Here is a 24614-nt window from a genome sequence, read left to right on the forward strand (position 1 = left end):
CCCGCCGGCGAAAGGCCGACGCCGCCAGGCGCAACACCGCCACGCAGCAGCAAGCCACCCTTCCATTCCCCCACGTCACTATCCGAACACTAACCGGATAAGATCCTTGGGGAGGACACCACGATGGAAGCTGCCGCGATGAACGCGCTGCTGAGCAAGCAGAAAGCCGCGCATCTGCGCGACGGGGCGCCGAGCGCGGCCCAGCGCATCGAGCGCATCGACCGCTGCATCAAGCTGCTGATCGACAACGCTGGCGCCATCGCCGACGCCCTGAACCAGGACTTCGGCTCGCGCAGCAAGGAGGCGACCGCCTTCACCGACATCGCCGCCTCCATCGGCCCGCTGAAGCACGCCCGCGCGCACCTGACCAAGTGGATGGCCCCGGAAAAGCGCAAGGTCACCCCGGCGATCCTCGGCCTATTCGGCGCGAAGGCGGAGGTCCGCTACCAGCCCAAGGGCGTGATCGGGATCATCAGCCCCTGGAACTTCCCGGTGAACCTCACCTTCGCGCCGCTGGCCGGGGTGCTGGCGGCCGGCAACCGGGCGATGATCAAGCCCTCGGAATTCACGCCCGCCACCTCCGAGCTGATGGCGGTGATGTTCTCCAGCGCCTTCTCCGACGAGGAGATCGCCTTGGTCACCGGCGGGCCGGAGGTCGGCCAGGCGTTCGCAGGGTTAGCCTTCGACCACATGATCTTCACCGGGGCGACGAACATCGCCCGCCACGTGATGCGCGCGGCCGCCGACAACCTGGTGCCGCTGACCCTGGAGCTGGGCGGCAAGAGCCCGGTGATCCTGGGCAAGTCGGCCGACATCGCCGTGGCCAGCGCCCGGATCATGAACGGCAAGACCCTGAACGCCGGCCAGATCTGCCTGGCGCCGGACTATGTGCTGACCCCGCGCGAGAGCCTGGAGCCGTTCGTCGCCGGGGCCCAAGCCGCGGTCGCCAAGATGTTCCCGACCCTGAAGGACAATCCCGACTACACCGCCATCGTCGCCCAGCGGCACTATGACCGGATCAAGAACTATGTCGACGACGCCCGCGCCAAGGGCGCCCGCATCGTCGAGCTGAAGCCCGACGGCGAGGACCTGTCTCAGCAGGAGCATCGCAAGATCGCCCCGACCCTGATCATCGACCCGACCGACGACATGCTGGTCATGCAGGAAGAGATCTTCGGCCCGGTGTTGCCGGTGAAGACCTATGGCGCCATCGACGAGGCCATCGCCTACGTCAACAAAGGCGACCGCCCGCTCGGCCTCTACTATTTCGGGACCGACGAGGCCGAGCGGGAAAAGGTGCTGAACGCCACCACCGCCGGCGGGGTGACGATCAACGACGTGGTCTTCCACGTGGCCCAGGAAAACCTGCCGTTCGGCGGGGTCGGTCCGTCCGGCATGGGCAGCTATCACGGCGTCGACGGCTTCCGCGAGTTCAGCCACGCCAAGTCGATCTACACCCAGATCAAGGCCGACAAACCCCTCCAGCAAATGCGCCCACCCTACGGCCCGGCCATCCGCAAATACCTGGCCGGGCAGTTGAAGGCGTAGCGGCCGCCCTCCCCTCACCCGACCTCTCCACAGCCGGGAGAGGAGAGGACATCCCTCTCCCTCGGGGATCATCAAGCGCGGCAAGGCTGCAAGCCCCCTCCGTCGCGCAAACGCGCGCCACCTCCCCCAGCGGGGGAGGATCTGCGCCCCAGATGCTCCCCCTCAGGGGGGAGCTGGCGGCGAAGCCGACTGAGGGGGCTTGAGCTCAGACCCAGGCCACCGCGCCCCGGCGCCGCGCGGACCGCACCATCGACCCCACCCCGCCAAACCCGACGATCATCATCGCCCAGGTCGCCGGCTCCGGCACCGCCGACACGCTGAGCGGCGAGGCGTCGAGCATGGCGTTGTCGAAGGCCGCGCCCCCGCCGGTGCCGCTGATGAGGATGTAGAGCTGCTTGCCGAGGAAGGCGTCATTGGCCCCGGTTTCGAACACCAGGCTGACGGTCCCAAAGGTCCCCGGCAGGATGGTGATCCCGCTGGTCGCGTCGGTCAGCTGGGCGAAGATCTCGCCCGTGCCGTCCAACAGCCCGCCCAGCAGGCCGATCTCGAACCCAAAGGCGCCGTTGCCCCGCATCTGGCTGCCGACGTCCATCGTCAGGGTGTAGCGGGTGTTGGCCAAGATCGTGTGGCCGGCGACCTTCTGGGCCAGCATGCCGGGGTTCGCGGCGTTGGAAATCCCCGTGCCGCGCGTCCAGCCCACGCCGCCATGCGCCGCTTCATTGGCGAAGTCGGCGACGGTCGGGTTCCAGTGGCCGGTGGACGAACCGCCCGAGGCGCCCCACCCGTCCGGATTGCCGCCCGCATGGCCAGGACGGAAGTCGCCGTCCGCCTGCGACCAGCCGGCGTTGAAGTTGCCGTTCTCGAGCGCCACGGTGGCGGCGTTGGCGGCTCCCGCCGCGCCCAGCAGGGCCGCGCCGGCGATGGCCGCGCCAATGATCTTATGCATGGGTGATCTCCCCCAAAGTTAAGCCGCACATCGCGGCGGGTCGGGGAGATCGATCGCGGTATGCCGCCCGCCGGCCAACCGGCCTGCGACAAGCGGGCGAGGTTCCTGCGACGAACGCGCAAAAGTCCCTCTCCCTCGGGAGAGGCTAGGTGAGGGGGCGCTGCGAAGCGGCGCTCAACTGCCGCTCGATCATCAACCAGGCAAGGCCGAAGCCCCTCACCCGACCTCTCCCCAACGGGGAGAGGAGAAGAGGCCCTCTACGCGGCCGCGAGCGCCAGGGTCTTGCGGCGGTTGGAGCGGATCGCCCCGCCGACGCCGGCGAAGCCGATGATCATCATGGCCCAGGTCGCCGGTTCAGGCACCGCGCCCGACACCGGGGGCAGCACGCCACCGAAGCCGTCCAGATAGGCGTAGCCGGCGTGCGCGCCGTACGGGCAGTCATTGGCCAGCAGCGACAGCATGAAGTTGTGGCCAAGCAGGCCGGCGCCGGCCACGTCGAAGCTGATGGTCGTCCAGTCGGTGTAGTACCAGCCTTGGCTGGAACGGGTGAAGCTGGACGGAGTCGCGGCCGAATTGACGTTTACGGTCAGCAGGTTAAGGCCGGTGGTCAGGTCGTCCAACGAGATGATGAAGGCGTCGGAATCGCTGACGCCGTGGGAATCCTGCAGCACCGCGGCGTAGGCGAAGGCGATCAGGTTGTCGGAATAGCCGTCGACCCGCTGGCGGATCGTGGCGACGCTGTAGTTCGAGTTCTGGTCGTTGACGCGAGCCGAGTGATCGCCGGAATAGACGGTCCGCAGCTTGTTGTCGGTCCGCGAGTCAAAGCCGGCATTGGTGATCGAGACCGGGCCGCTGCCGGGATAGTAGGCCGACGGCGTCGGATAGGATCCGCCGTACCAGGAGCCGCCACCGGTTTCCCAGTTGGCGAAAGTGCCGGTTTCGAAATTGCCGTTCACGAAACCGGCGGCGCTGGCGGCGGCTGGCAGGGACAGGCTGAGCGCCACGGCGGCCAGACCCCCAAGAATAATCTTCTGCATCGATACACACCTTCTCGAAAGAACGGCCACAGCCCAGGTGCCCCCTGAGGAAATGTGGCCAGATTGTGTGTTCGACGTAGAGGGATGAGGCGCGCTCGCCATCGCCCAAATAAACTAAGTGTTAGGGATATTTTCGCCGGGGGCCGGCTGGTCGGCCGCCAGATCCTCGAGCATTTCGCGCCAGCGGGCGAGCATCAGAAGGTGGCCGTGGCCTGCAAACCGGCGCAACACGGCGGGCGGGGCGGCCAGGCTGGGCAGCAGGTCGTCCAGCAGCGCCGATCCATCCTGCATCCCGTGCCACACCACGACCGAGGTGTTCAGCCGGGCCGGCGCCGCCACGGCGTTCCGGTAGCAGGCGATGTCGGCCAGCGGCCCGGCGAACCCGCGGGCGAAGCACTCGGTCCCCCGCGCGGTCAGGAAGTCGATCAGCCCGGCGTTGGACTGGACGTAGGCGCGGTCGAGCGGCGCCTGCGCCGTGGAGCGCTTCAGGCTGCCGGCCACGAACTCGCGCGAATAGAGCTGGACGTAGAGCCGCAGCATCGCCTCGGCCAGCCAGGGGCTGGACAGCATCTCGCGGCGATAGCGGGTCAGGAAACTCTGGTGCGCGGGGGCGGGCGCGGTCGGGGTTGCGCCTCGGCCGGAAACCAGCAACAGCCGCTCGCAGGCGCCGCCCAGCAGCCGCGCGGTGACGATGGCGAACGCCGCGCCCGAGGCCGCCGCCGCTAGGCGGACGGACCCTAAGTCCAGGCCCTCGATCAGCGCCGCATAGTCCGCCGCGACGCTGTCGAAGCCATAGCGCGGCGAGGGATCGGACTGCCCAAACCCCGGCCGCTCCGGGATCACGAGCCGCAAGCCAAGCTCGCGGGCCATATCATCCGTACACGGAGGAGCTAGGGAGGAACCCATGCTGTCATGGAAAATCACCACGGCCCGCCCGGCCGGATCGCCATACTCCCGGTAGCAGAGCCTGCGTCCATCGCTCAGCACGAACAGCCGCAACGCCGGCGCGTTGGCCAGCAAGGCCCGAGCGCTCGGCGTCAGCGCCCTGGCCAGCGCCTTGGACGGCGCGGCGGCGACCGGGACCACGGCGTTCAACAGCCCGTCAAACTGCTTGAAGGCCAAGGCGAGCTCGCTCTGGCGGCGCACCCCCACCTTGGCGAAGATCGCACGAAGCTGGGCCCGCACCGTGAACACCGACAGGCCGAACGCCGCCGCCGCCTCGTTCAGAGTGACGCCCTCTTCCATGTGCTGCGCCAGCCGCGCTTCGGCCGGCGTCAGCGAGAAGGTCGCCTGGATGGCGCTCCACTTCTCTCGCCCATCGCGCTCAGGGCTGACCAGCAAGATCGCGCAGCCGTCGCCGAACGGCGTCTCAGTCAGGCTGGCCCACACGTCCGGCAGCCGTTCAGCGCGGACCAGCACGCCAAAGCGCCGGCGGCCGTCGCTCTCCGACAGATCGACGAAGGCCGCGTGCAGGCCACGTTTCAGGGTGCGGCGCGCCAGGCGCAGCGACAGCGCCGCTGCGCTGTCCTCGGCCGCGACGCCGGCCGCCAGGGCCTGGCCCAGGCGATTGGCGCCGCGCTTTCGTCCCTCGCCGCTGATCGCCACGGCGGCCATCGCGTCAGGCTCTTCCGCAGCGCCGGCGCTGAGGATCAGCCGGCACACCTCTTCCAAGGTCGCAGGATCGAGCGCCTCGCCGTCGCGGGCCACCCAGTCCAGCAGCTTGGTCCAGTCCTCGACTTCGAGCGCCTGACGCAAGGCGTGCGCCAGCGCGTTGGCCTCCCGATCCCGCTCTGCAGTCGCTTGAGTCAAACGCCGCCACCCCCAACGCCCGATTGCACGACGGCAATCATATAACGCAGATATCACCAGGAAGTGTGCAGCGCAGTCGGCGACCCGACGCTCATCATGAGTCTCAATGCACCACGCCCAAATAGACCTGGCCAAGTGGTCCACTCTGGCTAGATCAGGAGTGAGACGATAGCCGCCAGGACGGCAAACCAGCGACCGCCCCGCCTGCGTCCGGCGACGGCGCTAAAGGGCTAGGCAACAAAAAACGCCGCCCGGATGGGCGGCGTTCATGTCGTCGGCTTAGCCGAAGGCCTATTCGCCGGAGCGAAGTTGCTCGCGGGCCTGGGCCAGCAGCTCGTCCATCTTCATCCGGACTTCGCCTTCGCTGACGGCGACGCCTGAACCCTTCAGGTCCTCGAACACCTTGCGCAGCACGTCCTCGTCGCCGGGCAGTTCGAAGTCGGACTTCACCACCGCCTTGGCGTATTCGGCGACGCTGTCTTCTCCGAGACCCATCAGGCCGGCAGCCCATTCACCCAGCATGCGGTTGCGGCGCGCGCCGGCCTTGAATTCCTGCTCCTGGTCGAGCTCGAACTTCTTTTCGAAGCCACGCTCGCGATCGTCGAAGGTCGTCATGTGTTCCCCAGTAGTCCGTCGGTCGGGCGTTCCATATCCCTTGCGTCGTCCCCTCGCAACGTAAACGCATCAAGACGTCGTGCGGCGCTGACGCCGTTTGCGCCGCAGCGCCGGTTCCGCTAATTTTCGTGGGCCTCAGATGAGCGAGAGGGCCTTCGAGTCGGAGCCGCGCGCGTTGGGATCAGCCGCGCGCGTTTTTCTTTTCCGAACAATGGCCAAGCCCTCGCTCAGGGAGAAGGCGCATATGACCACCCGTCGCAAGAAGATCTACGAAGGCAAGGCCAAGATCCTCTACGAGGGCCCCGAGCCCGGCACGCTTATTCAGTACTTCAAAGACGATGCGACAGCATTCAACGCCCAGAAGAAGGCCATTCTTGAAGGCAAGGGCGTCATCAACAATCGTATCAGCGAATACGTCATGGTGAAGCTCAACTCCATTGGAGTTCAGAACCACCTGATCCGCCGTCTGAACCTGCGCGAACAGCTGATCCGCGAAGTCGAGATCATCCCGCTGGAGGTTGTGTGCCGCAACGTGGCGGCCGGCAGCCTGTCGCAGCGTTTCGGCCTGCCTGAGGGCCAAGCCCTGCCCCGCTCGATCATCGAGTTCTACCTGAAGGACGACAAGCTCAACGATCCGATGGTCGCCGAGGAGCACATCACCGCCTTCAACTGGGCCTCGACCCAGGAGATCGACGACATGATGGCCCTGACCCTGCGGGTGAACGACTTCCTGACCGGCCTGTTCGCCGGCGTCGGCATCACGCTGGTCGACTTCAAGGTCGAGTTTGGCCGAATCTACGAAAACGACTTCGCCCGGGTGATCCTCGCCGACGAGATCAGCCCCGATTCCTGCCGCCTCTGGGACACCCAGACGAACGAGAAGCTGGACAAGGACCGCTTCCGCCGCGACATGGGCGACGTCATCGAGGGCTACACCGAAGTGGCCCGCCGGCTCGGCATCATGAAAGAGATGCCGACCGTCATCCAAGGAGGTCTTCACTAGTGCGCGCTAAAGTTCATGTGTTCCTGAAACCCGGCGTGCTCGACGTCCAGGGCAAGGCCGTCGAGAACGCCTTGCACGGTTTGGGCTGGCCGCAGGTCGAGGGCGTGCGCGTCGGCAAGACCATCGAGTTCGACCTGAAGGCCGAGAGCGCCGCCGAGGCCGAGGCCGAGGTCAAGCAGATGTGCGAGAAGCTGCTCGCCAACACCGTGATCGAAAGCTACCGGATCGAAGTGGCGTGAGGGACGCGGCGCTCCTCGCGCTGATCCCACTGCTCGCCCTTCAGGCTTGCGCGCCGGAACCACCACCGGCGCGCCAAAAGCTGGTCCTCGACTGCAACCTTCCCTACGAGACGCTCGCCGCGAGGGTCCTGGCCCAGCCCGGCCTGAAACCGGCGCCGCAGGAACGGGGCGAGCCCTATCGCTTCTACAATATGGAGGGCGGCGGCGAGGCGTTCGTCCTCACCCAACCCGGCGCCCCCGGCCATCCGGCGGTCTTCAAGCAGGAAGCCGCCCAGGAGAATGGCCGCAAGGTCATGAATAACACCGGCTGCGCCTATGGCGACAAGGCTGGATTTGACCAGGTGATGACCTATCTGGAGAGCCTCAGTTCACGATGAGGGCCATATGACCGGCGGCTTCCACCTCGCGCAGATCAATGTCGGCCGGCTCAAGGCGTCCATCGACGACCCGCAGATCGCCGAGTTCAAAGACAACCTCGACGCCATCAACGCCCTGGCCGAGGGATCGCCCGGCTTCGTGTGGCGCTTTACCGGCGAGGGCAACAACGCCACCGACGTACAGGCTTTCGACGATCCGCTGATAGCGATCAACATGTCGGTCTGGGAAAGCGTCGCGGCCCTGGGCGCCTTCGTCTACCGCTCCGAGCACGTCGCCTTCATGCGTCGCCGCCGCGAGTGGTTCCACGAGATGGACAACTTCATGGCCCTGTGGTGGACGCCCGCTGGCCACAGCCCAACGCCGGAGGAAGCCATCGCGCGCCTCGCCACCTTGGGGCGCCTCGGGCCGACTTCAGAAGCTTTCACCTTCAAAACACCGCATCCAGCCCCGGATGCGGCACATCCGCCTCTCCCAATTCTCGACGAATGCGCCTAGAGAACCGCCCATGAAAGCTGCCGTCATCGTTTTCCCCGGATCCAACTGTGACCGCGACTGCAAGGTCGCCATCGAGCGCTCGACCGGCGCGAAGGTGGACATGGTTTGGCATGCCGAAACCGCCCTGCCCCAGGGCCTGGATCTGATCGTGCTGCCGGGCGGGTTCTCCTACGGCGACTATCTGCGCTGCGCCGCCATGGCCTCGCTCTCGCCGGTCATGGCCGAGGTCCGCGCCGCAGCCGAACGCGGCGTCGCCACCGTTGGCATCTGCAACGGTTTCCAGGTGTTGACCGAGTCGAAGATGCTGCCGGGCGCCCTGCTGCGGAACGAAAAGCTGAAGTACGTCTGCAAGCCGGTCGGCCTTGAGGTCACCAACGCCCAGACCCGCTTCACCGCCGCCTACAACGGCCGGCGCGAGATCGAGATGACGGTCGGCAACGGCGAAGGCAACTTCTTCGCCGACGAGGAAACCCTCGACCGTCTGGAGGGCGAGGGCCAAGTGGTCTTCCGCTATCTCGACAACCCCAACGGCTCTTCGCGCGCTATCGCGGGCATCGTCACCGCCAAGGGCAATGTTCTGGGCCTCATGCCCCACCCCGACCGCGCCTTCGAAGAAGAGCTCGGCTCGGCCGATGGCGCCCTGCTGTTCCAGAGCGCGCTCGCCAGCGCCTGACGACGGCCTGAACTCCCGACAATCTCCTACGCATCGCCGACCGCGGCGACGCGTAGGAGATTTCGCGCGCTCAAATACCTATCAAAACAACGTTCGGTTCTTCCTACTCGTCGCCAACGAGAACAAGGCGCGCCCTTGAGGCCGCGCCATATTGGAGGACGGACCATGAGCGACGGCTCCATCGACATCGCCCAAGAGGCGCGCCGGCAGGCCCAAGACATTCCACTTGAGCAGTTGAACCCGGCCCAGCCGGAACTTTTCAGCGGCGACGCCATGTGGGAGCATTTCGCGCGCCTGCGCCGCGAAGACCCCGTGCACTTCACCGCCGACAGCGACTACGGCCCGTACTGGTCGATCACCAAGTACAACGACATCATGGCCGTCGACATTAATCACCAGGTGTTCTCGTCAGCCGATGGGATCGTCCTGCAGAGCCTGGAGTCCAAGGCCGAGAGCGCCGGGCGCCCCATCCGGCCATCCTTCATCGCCATGGACCCGCCAAAGCACGACGTGCAACGCAAGGCGGTCAGCCCGGCCGTGGCGCCAGCCAACCTCCACCTCATGGCCCCGGTCATCCGCGAACGGGCCGGCGCGATCCTCGACGGCCTGCCGATCGGTGAGGAATTCGACTGGGTCGATCTGGTCTCGAAAGAGCTCACGGCCATGACGTTGGCCACCCTCTTCGACTTCCCCTTCGAGGATCGCCGCAAGCTCACCTACTGGTCGGACATGATGACCAACCCGCCCGGCCACGGGGTCTGCGAGAGCTGGGAGCAGAAGCGCCGGGAGCTCGGCGAGTGCTTCGACGCCTTCGATCGGTTGTGGAACCAGCGCATCAACGCCCCGCCGCAGTCCGACATGATCTCCATGATGGCCCATGCCGAGGCGACCCGGGACATGGATCCCAACGAGTATCACGGCAACGTCACGCTGCTGATCATTGGAGGCAACGACACCACCCGGAACACCATATCCGGCTCGATCTACGCCCTGAACAAGAACCCCGACCAGTACGCCAAGCTGAAGGCCAATCCGGGGCTCATCAGCTCCATGGTGTCGGAAACCATCCGCTGGCAAACGCCGCTGGCGCACATGGCCCGCACCGCCCTTGCGGACATCGAGCTCGGCGGCAAACTGATCCGCAAGGGCGACCGGGTGGCCATGTGGTACGTCTCGGGCATCCGCGACGACGTGGTCATCGCCAATACCGACTGCTACATCATCGACCGCGAGCGGCCGCGCAACCACCTGTCGTTCGGCTTTGGCGTCCATCGCTGCGTCGGCAACCGGCTGGCCGAGTTGCAGCTCACCATCATCTGGGAAGAAATCCTCAAGCGGTTCCCGACCGTCGAGGTCGTCGGCGAGCCGCTTCGCACCCATTCGGTCTTCGTGAAAGGCTACGAAACGCTGCCGGTGATCATTCCCAGCCGCAATTGATCTAAGCGGGCGGCGAGGCCCTAGTCTTCGTCGCCCTCTTCGTCACCGATCGCCTCGGTGACGAGCCGGCGCCAAACCGGATCGGTGTCGTCCACCAGATCGACATCCTCCAGCAGAGCGACCGCGCCACCGCCGTCGGGCGTGACGAGGCCCAGCACCTCCATGGTTTCGCCATCCTCGGTGTCGTGGGCCTCGGCCTGGACCACGATCGCGGCCTCCTCGCCGTCATCGGTCCACCAGATCACCGGCTGCGGCAGCTCCATGTCGATGGGCCTGCCATTCTCGGTGTCGCCCAGGGCGAAGATCGCCACGCGCCGCTGAACGTCGTCGAGGGTCGCCAGCACCCCGACAAAGGGCTTCAGCCGCGCCCAGTCGTCGACGTCGAAGCCGGTGTCATCGAAGCTCGGTTGGTCGTCCGTCATCGGCCCTGGTCTCCACGTGCAAACCGAAACCGTATCATGCGATCCGGCGTCCGGGCTCAAGCCCCGATGTCATTCGATCCGTTCAGGCGGGCGTGGGCGGCACGGCGGGCAGTTCGGACGGCGGGGTCTGCTTTTCGCCGAGCACCACGACGAAGCTGCCGATGAGAATGAGCAATCCACCGACGCCCAGCGCCAGCGTCAAATGATCGCCGAACAGCAACACCCCAATCGCGGCCCCCATCAGAGGCTCGATATTGATGAACACCCCGGCGCTGGCGCTGCCCACACGGGCCGATCCGAACTGCCAGGCGGCGGTGGCCAGCAGGGTGGAAAACAACCCCTGCCCGACAATCCCAGCCCACGCGCCCACGCTGAGATCAAGCTTGGGCGCGCCGTGCATGACTAGGGCGATAGGCAGGATTGTCGCCGCCGCGACGACCACGGTGACGGCCGGGATCGCCATGGGAGCCGCCGTCGCCGGCGCTTTGCGCAGTACGAACAGCCACGCGAGAAAGATGACCAGTGCGGCGAGAGACAGCGCCACGCCTAGCGGCGTCCCGGCGCCGCCCGGCTTTCCGGCTATCAGCACCGCCCCTAGCGTCGCGGCTGCTACGCCGATCCAGGATGCTCCGCTTACCCGCTCGCCCAGGAACCGCGCGCTGAGCGCGATCAGGGCTGGCATCACCCCGACCAGCAGCGCCGCAAGCGTGACGCTGACCCGCGCCAATCCCTCGAATTGCACCAGGAAAGCAACGCCGTAGAGCGCGCCGGCGAGCAACACCACCGGCGAACGGAACAAGGACCGCGTCTCCCGCCCCCTCAGGGCGAACGGCAGCGCCACCAGGGCCGCAACGGCAAAGCGCAGCAGCACCACATGGGCGGCGGCGGTCTCGCGCAGCGCTAGCTTGCCCAGCGGAAAGCCCATGCCCCAAAAAACGCCGGCGGCGGCGAGAGCAAGAAAGGCGAGGCGGTTCATTTCTGCTTCCTGCCGTATTCGCCAGGCGAAGGCGATAGGCGGTGAGCAAGCCCCCTCTCAGGTGATCAACCGAGCGTCGGCGTCATCAGGTCGGCCGCCTTTTTGAGGCACTGGCTCGTGGACTGCAAACACGCCACGGCGGCGACGACGGCCTTGAGCTTTTTCACTTGAGTGTTCCGCGCCGGCTTTCGCACGCGATACCGATCAACGTGACGCCGCGCCCAAAGGTTCATCTGGGTCTCGGAGCAATTGTCAAACCCGGGCACCTGCGATCTAGTTGAGCGTCAGTCTATCGGAGATCGCCCATGGCCGAGAAAATGACGAACTTCGTCGCCGAGTGCCGGACGCTTCGGGCGAGGGCCGATTGGCCCGCGCAGATCGCCGACGCGATGAAAAGGCTGCTGGCCACCGGCGATCTCGCCGCCGAACTGCACAGCGAGCTGGAGCCGGGCCAGATGGCCCGGATCTATGTCCAGTCCGCCGACCTGACGATCTATTCAGTCTGGAGCGAGGGTGGATTGCGCGGGCCGCCGCATGACCACGCCACGGCTGCGATCATTGGCCTGGTCGAGGGCGTCGAGCAGTACAAGACCTACCAATCGACCGGCGACCAGTGCCAGGAGACGGGGCTCAAACGCGTCACGGCGCCATCAGTGGCTGTTCTTGGCCACGAGGCGATCCATGCCATGTGGAATGAGCCGGGCGAAGGCGGCCTGTCGCTGCACGTCTATGGCAACGCCCACTTCGATGCGACGGACCGTCGGATGTGGGATCCACAGACGCACGCCGAGACGGCGTTCGATCACCGCCAACAGTTCAAATGGACCAAGCAGCTCACCGCCGAGGCTTTGAACCCAGCCTAGCCGCCCGGGCTAGTGAAGCGTGGCGGGACAAGCCTCGTCGTCCCACATCCGCACCGGCATCGGAAAACCGGCGTTCCCGAGCGCGATATTGAGCGTGCGCGCCAACAGGACGGGCGCTTCACGCTGCTTCACCAGCGGCCCCAGGAGCTGCATGGAGACGTCCGGCGCCACCCGCGCCAGGCCACAGGCCAGGACCACTCGCTGTTCGTCGTAGGAATAGCCGCCGCATGCCACGCAATGGACCTGCATGGCGCGCGCGGCTTCGCGCTCGATATGTTCCATCATCGCCACGAAGACCGAGGCGACCGGCCGCGACGCCACGTGGGTCAGGCTCGGCCGGATCAGGGCCCTAGGCTCCTCTCCCACCATCCTGGCCCGCGCCCAGGTCCGTAGCCCCGCCAGAACCAGCTGCTCGGAGAGCGCCAAGCCGGCTGGGCCAATCCGCAGGCTGGCGGCGGCGAGAGGTCCGGGTCTCATGTGGCGATCCTTATTTGCGAATGACTCGCAATATCGATAAGCCTCGCCGGGCGAACGGTCAATGCTGATGACCGCTTGGGCTGACGCCGCGTCATGGACTAAGCACCTTCTCCTCCAGGGGCTTTACGAGGGACAGTCATGCAACATCGGATGGGTGTCGGGGAGTTGCTGGACGCGAACGGCGCGCTGGCCGAACGCGGCTGGGCGACCGAAGAAGTCCGGCGATACGACCGCGCTGTGCTCAAGTCTCCCGATCCCCGGATCAAGGAGTGGGACTACTACTGCGTCCTAACCGACGATTTCGGTATCGCCCTCACCGTGGCCGACAATGGCCACATGGGCTTCCTCGGGGTGTCTTGGATGGACTTCCGCGAGCGAAGCTTCGTCAATGGCGGTGTCGGAACACCGGCCCCGCACGGCGCGATGGCCCTACCCTCCAGCGCTGACGCCGGCGATATCGTCCAAGTCCACCCGAAGATGCAGATCGCGTTTCGCCATGAGCCGGGCGGACGGCGCCTGACGATAGATGCGCCGGACTTCGACAAGGGCCGCGGTCTATCGGGCGAGCTCTGGCTGGCCCAGCCGCCGATGGACCGGATGGTCATCGCCACCCCGTTCACCGAGGTCCCCGAGGCGTTCTACTACAATCAAAAAATCAACTGCCTGGCGGCTTCCGGGCACATCGACTACGCCGGCCGCCGCTACGAGTTCACGCCTGAGCGGGCCTTCGGCGTCCTCGACTGGGGCCGCGGCGTCTGGACGTTCGACAACACCTGGTACTGGGGCTCGGCCTCGGGATTGGTCGATGGCAAGCCGTTCGGCTTCAACATCGGCTACGGGTTCGGCGACACCTCGGCGGCGAGCGAGAACGTCGTCTTCTACGACGGCAAGGTCCACAAGCTGACCGATCTGAAGTTCCACCTGCCCCAGGACGGCTACGACACCGCTCCCTGGCGGTTCACCTCAAGCGATGGCCGCTTCGAGATGACCTTCGAGCCGCTCGTCGATCGCCACGCCAGCTTCGCGATGGGCGAGATCAGCTCGGCCCAACACCAGGTGTTCGGCCGGTTCACTGGCTATGTCGGACTGGACGATGGTTCACGCCTGGAGGTCCGAGACCTCATCGGCTTCGCCGAAGAGGTCCATAACCGTTGGTGAGCGCCTCAGTCGTGATGCTCGTTCTTGAGCATCGACAGCGCCACCAGACTGATCAGGGCCGCGACACCCAGATAGACGCCCACCGGAACAAGACCGCCCTGGCTCGAAAGAGCCTGGGCGACCACTGGCGTCAGGCCGCCGCCGATGATGCCGCCGACATTGAAGGCCATCGAGGCGCCGGTGTAACGCACCCGCGCCGGGAACAGGCCCGGCAGGAAGGCGCCCAGGGGGCCGTAGACGAAGCCCATGGTTAGCAGCGCCAGGGACAGGAACGCCCAGCTGGACAGTAGCGAGTGCGCGCCTAGCATCGGGGCCAGCAGCACCCCGACCACCACCGCCATCAGGCACCCGGCCATCAACACCCGGCGCGGATTGGTCGCGTCGGCCCAATAGCCCGCGATGACGATGCCGAGCGCCATGAAGCCAATGGCGCCCAGTTGGACGCCCAGGAAGGTCTCGCGGCTATGCCCCTGAGTCTGGACGCCGTAGCCAAGCGCGAACGCTGTCGAGAGGTAGAACACCGCGAAGCAGGCCACCACGGCGAAGGTGCCGGCGATGGTGGGCATCAGGTGCCGCTTGAACAGTTCGGCCAGGGGCACGGTGGAAGGCGCTTCCTCCGCCAAGGCCTTGGCGAAGGACGGGGTCTCGGTGAGCTTGAGGCGCACCCAGAGGCCGACGCCGACCAGCAGGATGCTGCCCAGGAACGGGATCCGCCAGCCCCAGGACTGGAACTGCTCGGGGGTCAGCGCCATGCCGAGGATCAGGAAGAGGCCATTGGCGGCGATGAAGCCGACGGGGGCGCCGAGTTGCGGGAACATGCCATAACGCGCGCGCCATCCGGGCGGCGCGTTCTCCACCGCCAGCAGGGCCGCGCCGCCCCACTCGCCGCCGAGACCGAAACCTTGGCCGAAGCGCAAGAGGCACAGCAGGATTGGAGCCAGCGCCCCGGCCTGGGCGTAGGTCGGCAAGAAAGCGATGGCCACGGTCGACCCGCCCATCAGCATCAGCGAGGCGACCAGCGTCGACTTGCGCCCGATACGGTCGCCGTAGTGTCCGAACACCACCGCCCCGAGCGGCCGGGCGAAGAAGGCGACGGCCATCGTCGCGTAGGACGACAGCAACTGCATGGAAGGCGAAGCCGAGGGGAAGAACAGCGGGCCAAACACCAGCGAGGCGGCGGTGGCGTAGATGTAGAAGTCGTAGAACTCGACTGCGGTCCCGACCAGGCTGGCCGTCAGGACTCTCCGCGTGGACGGTGGCGTCACCGCCGCTGAACTGTTCGCCATCGTTTTCCCCGACCCTTTTGTGCGGACGGCTTCGCGCCTGAGACGGCGCAGGTCAAGTCGCCAACGCCGCATGAAGCGCCGCCGCGACCTGGAGCCGCGCTTGCCTTGACCGCTATGGTCGGCCAGATGGGCGCATGTCGTCCATGATCGAACCGTTCCACGCCATCGCCATCAGCGGGCTCGCCCATCAGCTCAAGAGCGATGGGCGTTCGGTCATCCATATGGAATTCGGGCAACCTTCGACCGGCGCGCCGCGCGCAGCCATCGAGGCGGCCCACAAGATCCTCGACACCGATCCGATGGGCTATTGGGAAAGCCCTGAGCTGAAGGCCCGGATCGCCCGGCACTACAAGGAAAGCTATGGCGTCGATGTTCGCCCCGGCCAGCTCATCCTGACCTGCGGCGCGTCGCCCGCCCTAGTCCTGGCCCTATCCTCCTGCTTCTCCCCTGGCGACCAGATCGCTTTGGCGCGGCCGGGCTACGTCGCTTACCGCAACACCCTGCGGGCCTTGCACATGGTTCCGGTGGAGCTCGAGTGCGGACCTGAGGAGCGGTTCCAGCTGAGCGCCGCCCGGCTGGCGGCTCTTGACCCAGCTCCGGCCGGCGTGATCCTGGCCAGCCCCGCCAACCCCACCGGGACGATCATTCCGGCCGCCGAACTGGAGGCGATCGCCAAGGTCTGCCGCGAGCGCGGCATCAAGATCATCTCCGACGAGATCTATCACGGGCTCAGCTATGTCGAGCCGGCCCGCTCGATCCTGGAGTTCGAGCCGAGCGCGCTGGTGGTGAACAGCTTCTCGAAATATTTCAGCATGGCCGGCTGGCGGCTGGGCTGGTTGCTCAATCCGCCGGAGCATGTGGAGCGGGCGCGGGCCTTCATGGGCGCGCTATTTCTGACGCCGCCTTCGCTCGCCCAGCATGCGGGCTTGGCGGCCATGGACAGCCGCGATGAATTGGAAGGCCATCTGGACGTCTATCGCCGCAACCGGACCCTGTTGCTGGAGGCGCTGCCGGCCCTCGGTCTCGACGCCATCGCGCCGCCGGACGGGGCCTTCTACATCTATGCCGACGTCGGCCATCTGACCCGCGACAGCCTGGAGTTCTGCCAGGTGCTGCTGCGCGACACCGGCGTGGCCACCGCCCCCGGCATCGACTTCGACCCGGTGGAGGGCGGTCACTTCATCCGCATGAGTTTTGCGGTCTCGACCGCCGAGATCGAAGAGGCGCTCACCCGCCTGAAGCCTTGGTTCGCGGCCCGCGAGCGCCTCGTCGTCTGACGCCTACTTCTTGGGCGTGATCGGCGACAGGAAGGACTTGCTCACCTCGGCGGGCTTGTCCTTCACCGTCTTCGGCTTTCGGACTTCGCGATTGCTCTTCTTTTGGCCCTTGGCCATGGCGCGTTCCTTTCAGAAACGAAACGACTATCGAAGTTCAGACGTCGGTGGCGCGGGTCTCAGCAGAGGCGGCGAGCGCCAACTGCGAGCGCTTGCGCGCATAGGTTTGGTCGGTGACGAAGGCGCTGACCGCGCGGCGGTGATGGCGGTCGCGCTCCAGCGAATGGAAATGCTGGCGCAATAGGCGAAAGACCCAGACCTCCACCCCGACTTCGTCGCTGGCCGCCAAGGGCGACGCACGCGCGGCGGCCAAGGTTTCGCTCACCAGCGCCTTGGCCTCGTTGGCGTCCCGAGTCATGCGGATGGCCGATTCCAGAAGCCGCGGCTCCAGGGCCATGATCTCCTGACGGCGTTCCTGGGATAGACCGCTCATAGGCGAACCAGTGAAGCACAGGCCGGCTCAGGCGCCTGATGGTCCCGCCGCTGAAGGGGGCCTTCCAAAATGAGCGTCATGTTCGAAGCTTTCCGGAGCGGAGGCGAAGACACGCGACGCATGTCGATTTGCACCCTTCCCGGCCGAGCGGCCAGCATCCGTTAGCGCATCATACCACGCCATCGACTTGATTTCGCGCGCTATCGATAAGGGTATGGCGTTCGAGACTCCCGCCATTCTCAAAATAGCGATTTCATTGGCAGATTTCCGAAAACAATCGCTACCCGATACAGGCGCCTTTTCTCACTTTCTGAAAATAAATATCAGCCGCACGCGGTCAGCTTCACCATCGGAATTTCAGTTTTACTGGCGCAACGCGAGATGAAGGCCCATATTTGCGGTGTGCGCCGTCGAGCCCGCACCGCTAGGCAAGCGGTCGATCTGGTCCGACGCGGCGCCCTTTCGAGATCCCGATGCCCGCCCTCTTCATTGCATCCGCCGTCTGCGTCCTGGCGGCCCTGGCTGTTCCAGCCGTCTACGCTTTTCGCCGCCCGGAGCGCCGCCGTTGAAGGCGCTTAAGCGCGCTGCGCCACGGATCTGCACCTTCCGCGCCGGCCTTCGGGGCGGTGTCTGGCAGGTGACGCGCGACTATGTCTTCCATGGCGAATACGCCAGCCGCGAGGAAGCGGCCGAAGGCGCCTGCAATGCGGCCCGCTCGCTTGAGGCGGCGGGTGGCGCGGCTCGGGTCCTGGCCACGCCCGGCGACACGCCCATCCCCCATCACACCTCACGCTCCAAGCCCTAGGCCTGCCACGCGGCGTCTATTGGAGGAACCTTCGCCACCCCGAACGGTTCAGCGCTCATTCCAATAATCAGCGCGAGGACCGGCCATGGCGACTCGAGACGGTTTTGATACCGACGTGGGCAACGGCGGCGAGACTCATCAGCACGTTCCCGTCGAAGGATCTCACAAGCCCGAGGATCACCTGACGACCAATCAGGGCATCCGCGTTTCCGATAATCAAAACCAGCTCAAGGCCGGCGACCGCGGCCCCGTCTTGCTGGAAGACTTCGTGCTGCGTGAGAAGATTTTCCACTTCGACCACGAGCGAATTCCCGAACGCATCGTCCACGCCCGTGGCTCTGCGGCGCACGGCTATTTCGAGCTGTTCGAGTCTCTAGCGGACATCACCAAGGCCGACATCTTCCAACGGGCCGGTGAAAAGACCCCGTTGTTCACCCGCTTTTCTACCGTGGCGGGCGGGGCCGGATCCGTGGACACGCCCCGCGACGTGCGCGGCTTCGCCGTAAAGTTCTACACGAAGGAAGGCAACTGGGACCTGGTTGGCAACAATATCCCGGTGTTCTTCATCCAGGACGCGATCAAGTTCCCGGACCTGATCCACTCGGTGAAGATGGAGGCAGACCGCGGCTTCCCGCAGGCCGCCAGCGCGCACGATACGTTCTGGGACTTCGTGGGCCTGATGCCCGAGACGACCCACATGATCATGTGGGCGATGTCCGACCGCGCCATCCCGCGCTCGTTGCGGATGATGGAGGGCTTCGGCATCCACACGTTCCGGTTCGTCAACGCCGCCGGCGAATCGACCTTCGTGAAGTTCCATTGGAAGCCGAAGCTCGGCCTCCAGTCGACGATCTGGGACGAGGCGGTGAAGCTCGCGGGCGCCGATCCCGACTTCCATCGCCGTGACCTGTTCGAGGCGATTCAGCGCGGCGATTTCCCGGAATGGGAATTGGGCATCCAGACCTTCGACGAGGCCTTCGCCGACAGCCTGCCCTACGACGTGCTCGACTCCACCAAGATCATTCCGGAAGAAGTGCTCCCGGTGCGTATCGTCGGCCGAATGGTCCTTGATCGCTGGCCGGACAATTTCTTCGCCGAGACCGAGCAGGTCGCCTACTGCCCGGCCAATGTGCCGCCAGGCATCGACTTCACCAATGACCCGCTGCTGCAGGGCCGGCTGTTCAGCTATCTGGACACCCAGAAGAGTCGGCTTGGCACCGCCAACTTCCACCAGATCCCGATCAACGCGCCCAAGTGCCCGGTGATGAACTTCCAGCGCGACGGGCAAATGCAGATGCTGCAGCCCAAGGGCCGGGCCAACTACGAGCCCAATAGCCTGGGCGAGCACGGCGAGATCGGCGGCACGCGCGAATGTCCGGCCACCGGCTTCACCACCTTCCCGGCGACCGAAGCAGGCGACAAGTTGCGGATCCGGGCATCGAGCTTCGCCGACCACTACAGCCAGGCCCGGCTGTTCTTCCGCTCATTGGACGCGGCCGAGCAGAGCCACCTGGCCTCAGCTATCGTGTTCGAACTTTCGAAGGTCGTGATCGAACCGATCCGCGTCCGGGTATTGTCCAATCTGCTCAATGTCGATGCGAGCCTGGCCAAGCGGGTAGCCGCGGGCCTGGCCATGGACCTCCCGAAAGCGTCAGAGACGGCCGCTCCCGTCCAGGATCTGCCCCTCTCGCCCGCCCTGCGGATCGTCCGGGGGCCTCGAGAAATGGAGACGCTTGTCGGGCGCTCGGTCGGCATCCTCATCGCTGAAGGATCGGACGCACCCGCCCTCGCCGCCCTGATCAAGTCGGTCGAAAAGGCCGGCGGCCGTCCGGTGGTGATCGCGCCGAAAGTCGGCGGCGTGAAGCTGTCGGACGGGTCGGTGCGCAAGGCCGATGGTCAGTTGGCCGGCACGCCGTCGGTGACGGTCGACGCTGTCGCCCTCATCCTCTCGGACGCCGGATGCGCGGCCCTGCTCAAGGAGGGCGCTGCGGTCCAGTTCGTCATGGACGCCTTTGGCCACCTAAAGGCCATCGGAGCCAGCGACGCCGCCAAGCCCTTGCTGGACAAGGCAGGGGTCGAGCCAGACGAGGGCGTAACCGGTCTGGACGAGGCTTTCGTGCGCGCCGCCACACGCCGGTTCTGGGATCGCGAGCCCAAGGTGCGCACCCTGGCCTGAGCCTACGGCAATCAACTGAGAGGCGCTCAGTCTCAAGAGTGCGGAGGACATGCATGCACAGGCGCCTGTTGATCTCATCGGCCTTGGCCGCGCTGCTCGCGCCTAGTGTTGGGTTCGCCCAGGGCCAAGGACATGGTCGTCCCGGCGAGGGGCGACCGCCGGGCGGGGGTAATCCGGGCCACGGCGGGTCGCGGCCGCCCCCGGGCGGCGGCCGCCCGCCAAGCGGCGGCGGACATCCGCCATCGGGAGGTGGTGGAGGGCATCCTCCTGGCCAAGGCGGCGGTGGCCGACCGCCCGGATCGGGCGGTGGCGGACGTCCGCCACAACCCCATCCGCCGCGCCCGCCCGTCCCGAACGGTCCCTACCGTCCTGGAGGCGGCAGGCCGCCGAACTTCCGTCCCGTACCGGGACCACGGTGGCGCTATCCGCCCGGTTACAACTATCGGCGTTGGAACCCGGGGCTCATTCTGCCGTCGGTCTTCCTGAGCTCTGCCTACTTCTATGACGACTATTGGCGCATGGGCTTGGCTGGCCCGCCCTACGGCTATCGCTGGGTGCGATACGGGCCCGATCTGCTGCTGGTCGAGATCAGGACCGGCCGCATCGTCGATGTGATCTACGGTGCCTTCTACTGAGGTCCTGGCGCGGCGCGCAGCCGCAATGGGCGCTTGAACGTCTCTGCCCTATCGCGCGCCGCGCCGAGTCCGGCTATTACGCGCGCATGAGCGCTCAGCCTGCAAAGACCCTCCGCGAAACCGCCGCCGAGTACGGCCTGAAGTCGGAAGAATACGACGTCATCCTGCAACGCCTGAACCGGGAGCCGAACCCGGTCGAACTGGGCGTGTTCTCAGTGATGTGGAGCGAGCACTGCTCCTACAAATCCAGCAAAATCCACCTGGGCAAGTTCCCCACGACGGGACCCCGCGTGATCTGCGGACCGGGCGAGAACGCCGGTGTCATCGATATCGGCGACGGCCAGGCCTGCATCTTCAAGATGGAAAGCCACAACCACCCGTCCTACATCGAGCCCTATCAGGGCGCGGCGACCGGCGTCGGCGGCATCATGCGCGACGTCTTCACCATGGGCGCGCGTCCCATCGCCCTGCTGAACGCCCTGCGCTTCGGTGATCCCAGCCACCCGAAAACAAAGCGCCTGGTGTCGGGCGTGGTCAGCGGCATCGGCGGCTATGGCAACTGCGTGGGCGTGCCCACCGTGGCCGGCGAGACCAACTTCCACCGCGGCTATGACGGCAACATCCTGGTCAACGCCATGTGCGTGGGCATGGCCGACGCCGACAAGATCTTCTACTCGGCCGCCCCCGCCGCCGGCCTGCCGGTCGTGTACTTCGGTTCGAAGACCGGCCGCGACGGCATCCACGGCGCGACCATGGCCTCGGCCGAGTTCGACGACGCCTCCGACGAGAAGCGCCCGACCGTCCAGGTCGGGGACCCCTTCGCCGAAAAGCTGCTGATCGAAGCGACCCTGGAGCTGATGGCTTCGGGCGCGGTGGCCGCCATCCAGGACATGGGCGCCGCTGGCCTCACCTCCTCGTCGGTCGAGATGGCCGGCAAGGGCGGGGTCGGCATCGAGCTTGACCTCGACATGGTGCCTCAGCGCGAAGACGGCATGAGCGCCTACGAGATGATGCTGTCGGAGAGCCAGGAGCGGATGCTGGCGATCCTGAAGCCCGGCCGCGAGGCTGACGGTCAGCGTATTTTCGAGAAGTGGGGCCTGGACGCCGCCACCATCGGGGTCACCACCGACACTGGCCACATGGTGCTGAAGCACAAGGGCGAGATCGTCTGCGACGTGCCGCTGGCCCCGCTGTTCGACGACGCCCCGCTGTATGACCGCCCGTGGGTCGCGACCCCGGCGCCGGCGCGCCTGGCCCCTGCCGACGTGGCTGCGCCGGCCGACTATGCCGAAGCAGTGCTAAAGTTGATGAGCGCACCGGACATGGCCTCCAAGCGCTGGCTCTGGGAGCAGTACGACCGTCACGTGATGGCCGACACCCTGGAGGACAGCGCCACCGGCGCCGACGCTGGGATCGTCCGTGTCCACGGCGGCCGCAAGGCCCTGGCCGTGACCTCCGACTGCACCCCGCGCTATGTGCTGAACGACGCTTACGAAGGCGGTAAGCAGGTGGTCGCCGAGGCCTGGCGCTACCTGACCGCCGTCGGCTCCGACCCGATCGCCAACACCGACAACCTGAATTTCGGTAATCCCGAGCGCCCGGAGATCATGGGCCAGAACGTCCGCGCCATCGAAGGCATGGCCGAGGCCTGCCGCGCCCTCGACTTCCCGGTCGTGAGCGGCAACGTCTCGCTCTATAACGAGACCAACGGTCAGGCCATTCCGCCGACCCCCACCGTGGGCGCCGTGGGCCTGATCCCCGACTATGCGTTCCGCGCCGACTTCGCCGGCATGAAGGCTGGCGACGCCCTGGTGCTGGTGGGCGACACCGTCGGCGAACTGGGCGCCAGCATGTATCTGCGTGAAATCCTCGGTCGTGAGGACGGCGCGCCGCCGCCGGTCGACCTGGCCCATGAGCGCAAGGTCGGCGACGTGGTGCGCAAGCTGGTCCTGTCCGGCGACGTAACGGTCGTTCACGACTTGTCGGATGGCGGCCTGATCGCCGCGGCGGCCGAAATGGCGCTGGCCTCCAAGCTCGGCCTAAACTTGAACGCGCCGGAGAGCGCCGCCCATGCAACTTTGTTCGGCGAGGACCAGGCCCGTTATCTGATCGCGGTGAAGGACCCGGCGGTCGTGCTGGACGCCGCCAAGGCGGCGGGTGTGACTGCGAGCGTCATCGGCCAAGCCGGGGGCGAGGATATCGCGGTCGAGGGTCTGTTCACCCTCCCGCTCGCCAAGCTGCGTGACGCGCATGAAGGATGGATGCCCACCTATATGGGCGGTTGATACGCATCCAGATCGGCGGTTGGTTCGTACCCTCAAGTATGAAGCCAGCCGCGATCGTCCTCCCTCTTCTGCTCACAGCCTGCGCCAGCCCGGCTACCAAGTCGGGCTTTCTTTCGACCTATGATGGGATGGCGCCGCGGACTGATACGGTGCGCGCGAAGGTCACCCAGCGCCGCGACGAGGCGCGCTTGGCAGGCGTCCAGAAAGTCGCGCTGGAGCCGGCGGTGCTCGCCGCCAACGCGCCTTGGCTGACGGCGCCCGAGCGTCGGCTGCTGTTGCGGGAGATCGACGCTCAGCTCTGTTTTGAACTTTCAGAGCGCTACGAGATCGTCCAGCGATCGGCCGGCGCTCATCGCGTCCGCGCCGCCGTGACCGCGGTCGAACCGACGGGCCGAGTGAGTTCTGCAGCTTCAGCAGCGGCCAGCTTCTTCATTCCAGGCCCGCTGGGCCTGAGGGCGCCGGGCACGCTGGGTTCGCTTGCGGCCGAAGCTGAATTGCTGGACGGCGACCAACAGATCGCGGCTATCGCCTGGAACCGGGCGGCGACGCCCGTTGGCACCGACAACCCGTCTCTCAGCCGAGTGGGCGACGCCCTGCAGTTCGCTGAACCGTTTGCCGACGCGGCAGCCGCGGCGATGACCGCGCCCGGCGCACAGCCTCGGAAGATCGGCACGCCCGATCCCTGCGCGCAATTTGGCGCCCGCTTTCGCGTTGAAGGCTTCGCGGCCAAGTTCGCAACCGGCCTCTATGTACCTGAGATGAGCGGGGCCAAGGCCAGCGAAGTTGCTGACGAGACGCCGCCCCCGTCGCCTGACACAGGCGGCTTCGGCCCTGGCTCCGAGCCCTAGAGCGCTCGCGACACCGTCAGGCGCGCCCGCTTCGAACGGATCGCAGAACCCAGTCCAAAGAAGCCGATGATCATCATCGCCCAGGTCGCGGGCTCCGGCACCGCGCTCACCGGCGGGATGTAAGGCGTCGGAGTATCTGGTCCACCAGGAGTGACGGGCGGCGTAACCGGCGGCGCGACCGGCGGAATGACTGGCGGGACAATTGGCGGTTCGACCGGCGGCACGATCACAGGGGGCGGGCCAACCGGAGGCGGCTCTTCACCGCCACCGCCACCGCCACCACCGCCGCCGCCGCCGCCGCCGCCGCCGCCGCCGCGGGGACCACCGCCGCCGCCACCGCCACCGAAGGGGAAGCCGATCATCGGCGGAACCGCGTTCGACACGAGTTCGGTCGGCGGCGCGATCGCCTCTTCAGGCAACGGACCGGCGATTTCGTCGAGCAGACGTTGGGCCGCCGGCTTGGCTTCCGGAGGCAGGGCCGCCTGGATCGACGGCGTGCGGTCGCACTCGATGGAGGGCGCCGGGGGCAAGGCGCCCGTGCGCATCGCATAGGAAGAATCGACGAGCGGCTTGGACGGCATGGGCTTCGCGGCCGCCACCACCGCGGGGCGAGCCTTGCGGACGACGGGCTTGCCGACTTGACGCACGGGCGTGGCGGGGCGTGCAGCGGCTGGCTTACGAGCCACGGGGCGCGCCTTCGCGGGCGCGGGCGGACGGGCCTCGAACGCCCGAACCT

The 24614-nt window shown here is 66.5% G+C and carries 26 protein-coding genes; 15 read left to right on the forward strand and 11 right to left on the reverse strand.

Features of this window, described 5'->3' with window-relative positions; translation table 11 throughout:
- Window positions 1-123: 123 nt before the first annotated feature.
- Entirely contained in the window at window positions 124-1548 is a 1425-nt protein-coding gene (locus Q8M13_RS03130) for a coniferyl aldehyde dehydrogenase (protein WP_305298159.1), read from the forward strand.
- A gap of 205 nt (window positions 1549-1753) precedes the next feature.
- Here the strand turns inward: Q8M13_RS03130 and Q8M13_RS03135 are convergent, their stop codons facing one another.
- The 4 genes from Q8M13_RS03135 to Q8M13_RS03150 form a co-directional block, all read right to left on the reverse strand.
- Window positions 1754-2494, reverse strand: coding sequence for a PEPxxWA-CTERM sorting domain-containing protein (locus tag Q8M13_RS03135; protein ID WP_305298160.1), 741 nt, complete (start codon window positions 2492-2494; stop codon window positions 1754-1756).
- A gap of 257 nt (window positions 2495-2751) precedes the next feature.
- Window positions 2752-3531: a PEPxxWA-CTERM sorting domain-containing protein gene (locus Q8M13_RS03140; RefSeq protein ID WP_305298161.1), complete on the reverse strand. Its 780-nt coding sequence runs from the start codon at window positions 3529-3531 to the stop codon at window positions 2752-2754.
- Window positions 3532-3645: 114 nt separating this feature from the next.
- Window positions 3646-5340, reverse strand: a complete 1695-nt coding sequence (locus tag Q8M13_RS03145) for a hypothetical protein (RefSeq protein WP_305298162.1) — start codon at window positions 5338-5340, stop codon at window positions 3646-3648.
- Between the two features lie 291 nt (window positions 5341-5631).
- A complete protein-coding gene (locus Q8M13_RS03150) occupies window positions 5632-5955 on the reverse strand; it encodes a DUF1476 domain-containing protein (RefSeq protein ID WP_305298163.1) in 324 nt (107 codons plus the stop codon).
- A 244-nt stretch (window positions 5956-6199) separates the two neighbouring features.
- Here Q8M13_RS03150 and purC point away from each other — a divergent pair, with 244 nt between their 5' ends.
- From purC to Q8M13_RS03180, 6 genes are all read left to right on the forward strand, one after another.
- The gene (gene purC / locus Q8M13_RS03155) at window positions 6200-6958 is read left to right on the forward strand and encodes a phosphoribosylaminoimidazolesuccinocarboxamide synthase (RefSeq protein WP_305298164.1); all 759 of its coding nucleotides are present in this window, start codon (window positions 6200-6202) and stop codon (window positions 6956-6958) included.
- The gene (purS, locus tag Q8M13_RS03160) at window positions 6958-7197 is read left to right on the forward strand and encodes a phosphoribosylformylglycinamidine synthase subunit PurS (RefSeq protein ID WP_305298165.1); all 240 of its coding nucleotides are present in this window, start codon (window positions 6958-6960) and stop codon (window positions 7195-7197) included. Before purC ends, purS begins: the two co-directional genes overlap by 1 nt.
- Window positions 7194-7574, forward strand: a complete 381-nt coding sequence (locus Q8M13_RS03165) for a hypothetical protein (protein WP_305298166.1) — start codon at window positions 7194-7196, stop codon at window positions 7572-7574. The genes purS and Q8M13_RS03165 overlap by 4 nt, the downstream gene beginning before the upstream one ends.
- 7 nt (window positions 7575-7581) lie before the next feature.
- Entirely contained in the window at window positions 7582-8070 is a 489-nt protein-coding gene (locus Q8M13_RS03170; RefSeq protein ID WP_305298167.1) for a DUF3291 domain-containing protein, read from the forward strand.
- Window positions 8071-8080: 10 nt separating this feature from the next.
- Window positions 8081-8743: a phosphoribosylformylglycinamidine synthase subunit PurQ gene (purQ, locus tag Q8M13_RS03175; protein WP_305298168.1), complete on the forward strand. Its 663-nt coding sequence runs from the start codon at window positions 8081-8083 to the stop codon at window positions 8741-8743.
- A gap of 165 nt (window positions 8744-8908) precedes the next feature.
- Window positions 8909-10180, forward strand: a complete 1272-nt coding sequence (locus tag Q8M13_RS03180; protein WP_305298169.1) for a cytochrome P450 — start codon at window positions 8909-8911, stop codon at window positions 10178-10180.
- 20 nt (window positions 10181-10200) lie between these two features.
- Here the strand turns inward: Q8M13_RS03180 and Q8M13_RS03185 are convergent, their stop codons facing one another.
- Window positions 10201-10602, reverse strand: coding sequence for a hypothetical protein (locus Q8M13_RS03185; RefSeq protein WP_305298170.1), 402 nt, complete (start codon window positions 10600-10602; stop codon window positions 10201-10203).
- A gap of 82 nt (window positions 10603-10684) precedes the next feature.
- Window positions 10685-11578 carry a DMT family transporter gene (locus Q8M13_RS03190; RefSeq protein ID WP_305298171.1) on the reverse strand — a complete coding sequence of 298 codons (894 nt, stop codon included), beginning with the start codon at window positions 11576-11578 and terminating at the stop codon, window positions 10685-10687.
- Window positions 11579-11883: 305 nt separating this feature from the next.
- On the opposite strand from Q8M13_RS03190, the gene Q8M13_RS03195 reads away from it, so the two are divergent.
- The gene (locus tag Q8M13_RS03195; protein WP_305298172.1) at window positions 11884-12441 is read left to right on the forward strand and encodes a hypothetical protein; all 558 of its coding nucleotides are present in this window, start codon (window positions 11884-11886) and stop codon (window positions 12439-12441) included.
- A gap of 9 nt (window positions 12442-12450) precedes the next feature.
- Here the strand turns inward: Q8M13_RS03195 and Q8M13_RS03200 are convergent, their stop codons facing one another.
- Window positions 12451-12918: a hypothetical protein gene (locus Q8M13_RS03200; protein ID WP_305298173.1), complete on the reverse strand. Its 468-nt coding sequence runs from the start codon at window positions 12916-12918 to the stop codon at window positions 12451-12453.
- A 138-nt stretch (window positions 12919-13056) separates the two neighbouring features.
- On the opposite strand from Q8M13_RS03200, the gene Q8M13_RS03205 reads away from it, so the two are divergent.
- A complete protein-coding gene (locus Q8M13_RS03205) occupies window positions 13057-14076 on the forward strand; it encodes a DUF2804 domain-containing protein (protein WP_305298174.1) in 1020 nt (339 codons plus the stop codon).
- Between the two features lie 5 nt (window positions 14077-14081).
- Here the strand turns inward: Q8M13_RS03205 and Q8M13_RS03210 are convergent, their stop codons facing one another.
- The gene (locus Q8M13_RS03210) at window positions 14082-15362 is read right to left on the reverse strand and encodes an MFS transporter (protein WP_305298175.1); all 1281 of its coding nucleotides are present in this window, start codon (window positions 15360-15362) and stop codon (window positions 14082-14084) included.
- A gap of 134 nt (window positions 15363-15496) precedes the next feature.
- On the opposite strand from Q8M13_RS03210, the gene Q8M13_RS03215 reads away from it, so the two are divergent.
- A complete protein-coding gene (locus Q8M13_RS03215; RefSeq protein WP_305298176.1) occupies window positions 15497-16639 on the forward strand; it encodes an aminotransferase class I/II-fold pyridoxal phosphate-dependent enzyme in 1143 nt (380 codons plus the stop codon).
- A gap of 3 nt (window positions 16640-16642) precedes the next feature.
- On the opposite strand, the gene Q8M13_RS20945 is transcribed toward Q8M13_RS03215, so the two are convergent.
- On the reverse strand, window positions 16643-16756 hold the full coding sequence (locus Q8M13_RS20945) for a hypothetical protein (RefSeq protein WP_370869929.1): 114 nt from the start codon (window positions 16754-16756) through the stop codon (window positions 16643-16645).
- Window positions 16757-16793: 37 nt separating this feature from the next.
- Entirely contained in the window at window positions 16794-17129 is a 336-nt protein-coding gene (locus Q8M13_RS03220) for a hypothetical protein (protein ID WP_305298177.1), read from the reverse strand.
- 565 nt (window positions 17130-17694) lie between these two features.
- Between Q8M13_RS03220 and Q8M13_RS03225 the strand changes: the two genes are divergently transcribed.
- From Q8M13_RS03225 to Q8M13_RS03245, 5 genes are all read left to right on the forward strand, one after another.
- Entirely contained in the window at window positions 17695-17934 is a 240-nt protein-coding gene (locus Q8M13_RS03225; RefSeq protein ID WP_305298178.1) for a hypothetical protein, read from the forward strand.
- 85 nt (window positions 17935-18019) lie between these two features.
- Window positions 18020-20110 carry a catalase gene (locus Q8M13_RS03230; RefSeq protein WP_305298179.1) on the forward strand — a complete coding sequence of 697 codons (2091 nt, stop codon included), beginning with the start codon at window positions 18020-18022 and terminating at the stop codon, window positions 20108-20110.
- Window positions 20111-20163: 53 nt separating this feature from the next.
- A complete protein-coding gene (locus tag Q8M13_RS03235; RefSeq protein WP_305298180.1) occupies window positions 20164-20745 on the forward strand; it encodes an RcnB family protein in 582 nt (193 codons plus the stop codon).
- 86 nt (window positions 20746-20831) lie between these two features.
- A complete protein-coding gene (gene purL, locus Q8M13_RS03240; protein WP_305298181.1) occupies window positions 20832-23030 on the forward strand; it encodes a phosphoribosylformylglycinamidine synthase subunit PurL in 2199 nt (732 codons plus the stop codon).
- 38 nt (window positions 23031-23068) lie between these two features.
- Window positions 23069-23878, forward strand: a complete 810-nt coding sequence (locus Q8M13_RS03245) for a DUF3313 domain-containing protein (RefSeq protein WP_305298182.1) — start codon at window positions 23069-23071, stop codon at window positions 23876-23878.
- On the opposite strand, the gene Q8M13_RS03250 is transcribed toward Q8M13_RS03245, so the two are convergent.
- Window positions 23875-24564 carry a PEPxxWA-CTERM sorting domain-containing protein gene (locus Q8M13_RS03250; RefSeq protein WP_305298183.1) on the reverse strand — a complete coding sequence of 230 codons (690 nt, stop codon included), beginning with the start codon at window positions 24562-24564 and terminating at the stop codon, window positions 23875-23877. The genes Q8M13_RS03245 and Q8M13_RS03250 overlap by 4 nt on opposite strands.
- Window positions 24565-24614: the final 50 nt, after the last annotated feature.

This window comes from Phenylobacterium sp. (assembly GCF_030681155.1).
GTDB lineage: Bacteria > Pseudomonadota > Alphaproteobacteria > Caulobacterales > Caulobacteraceae > Phenylobacterium.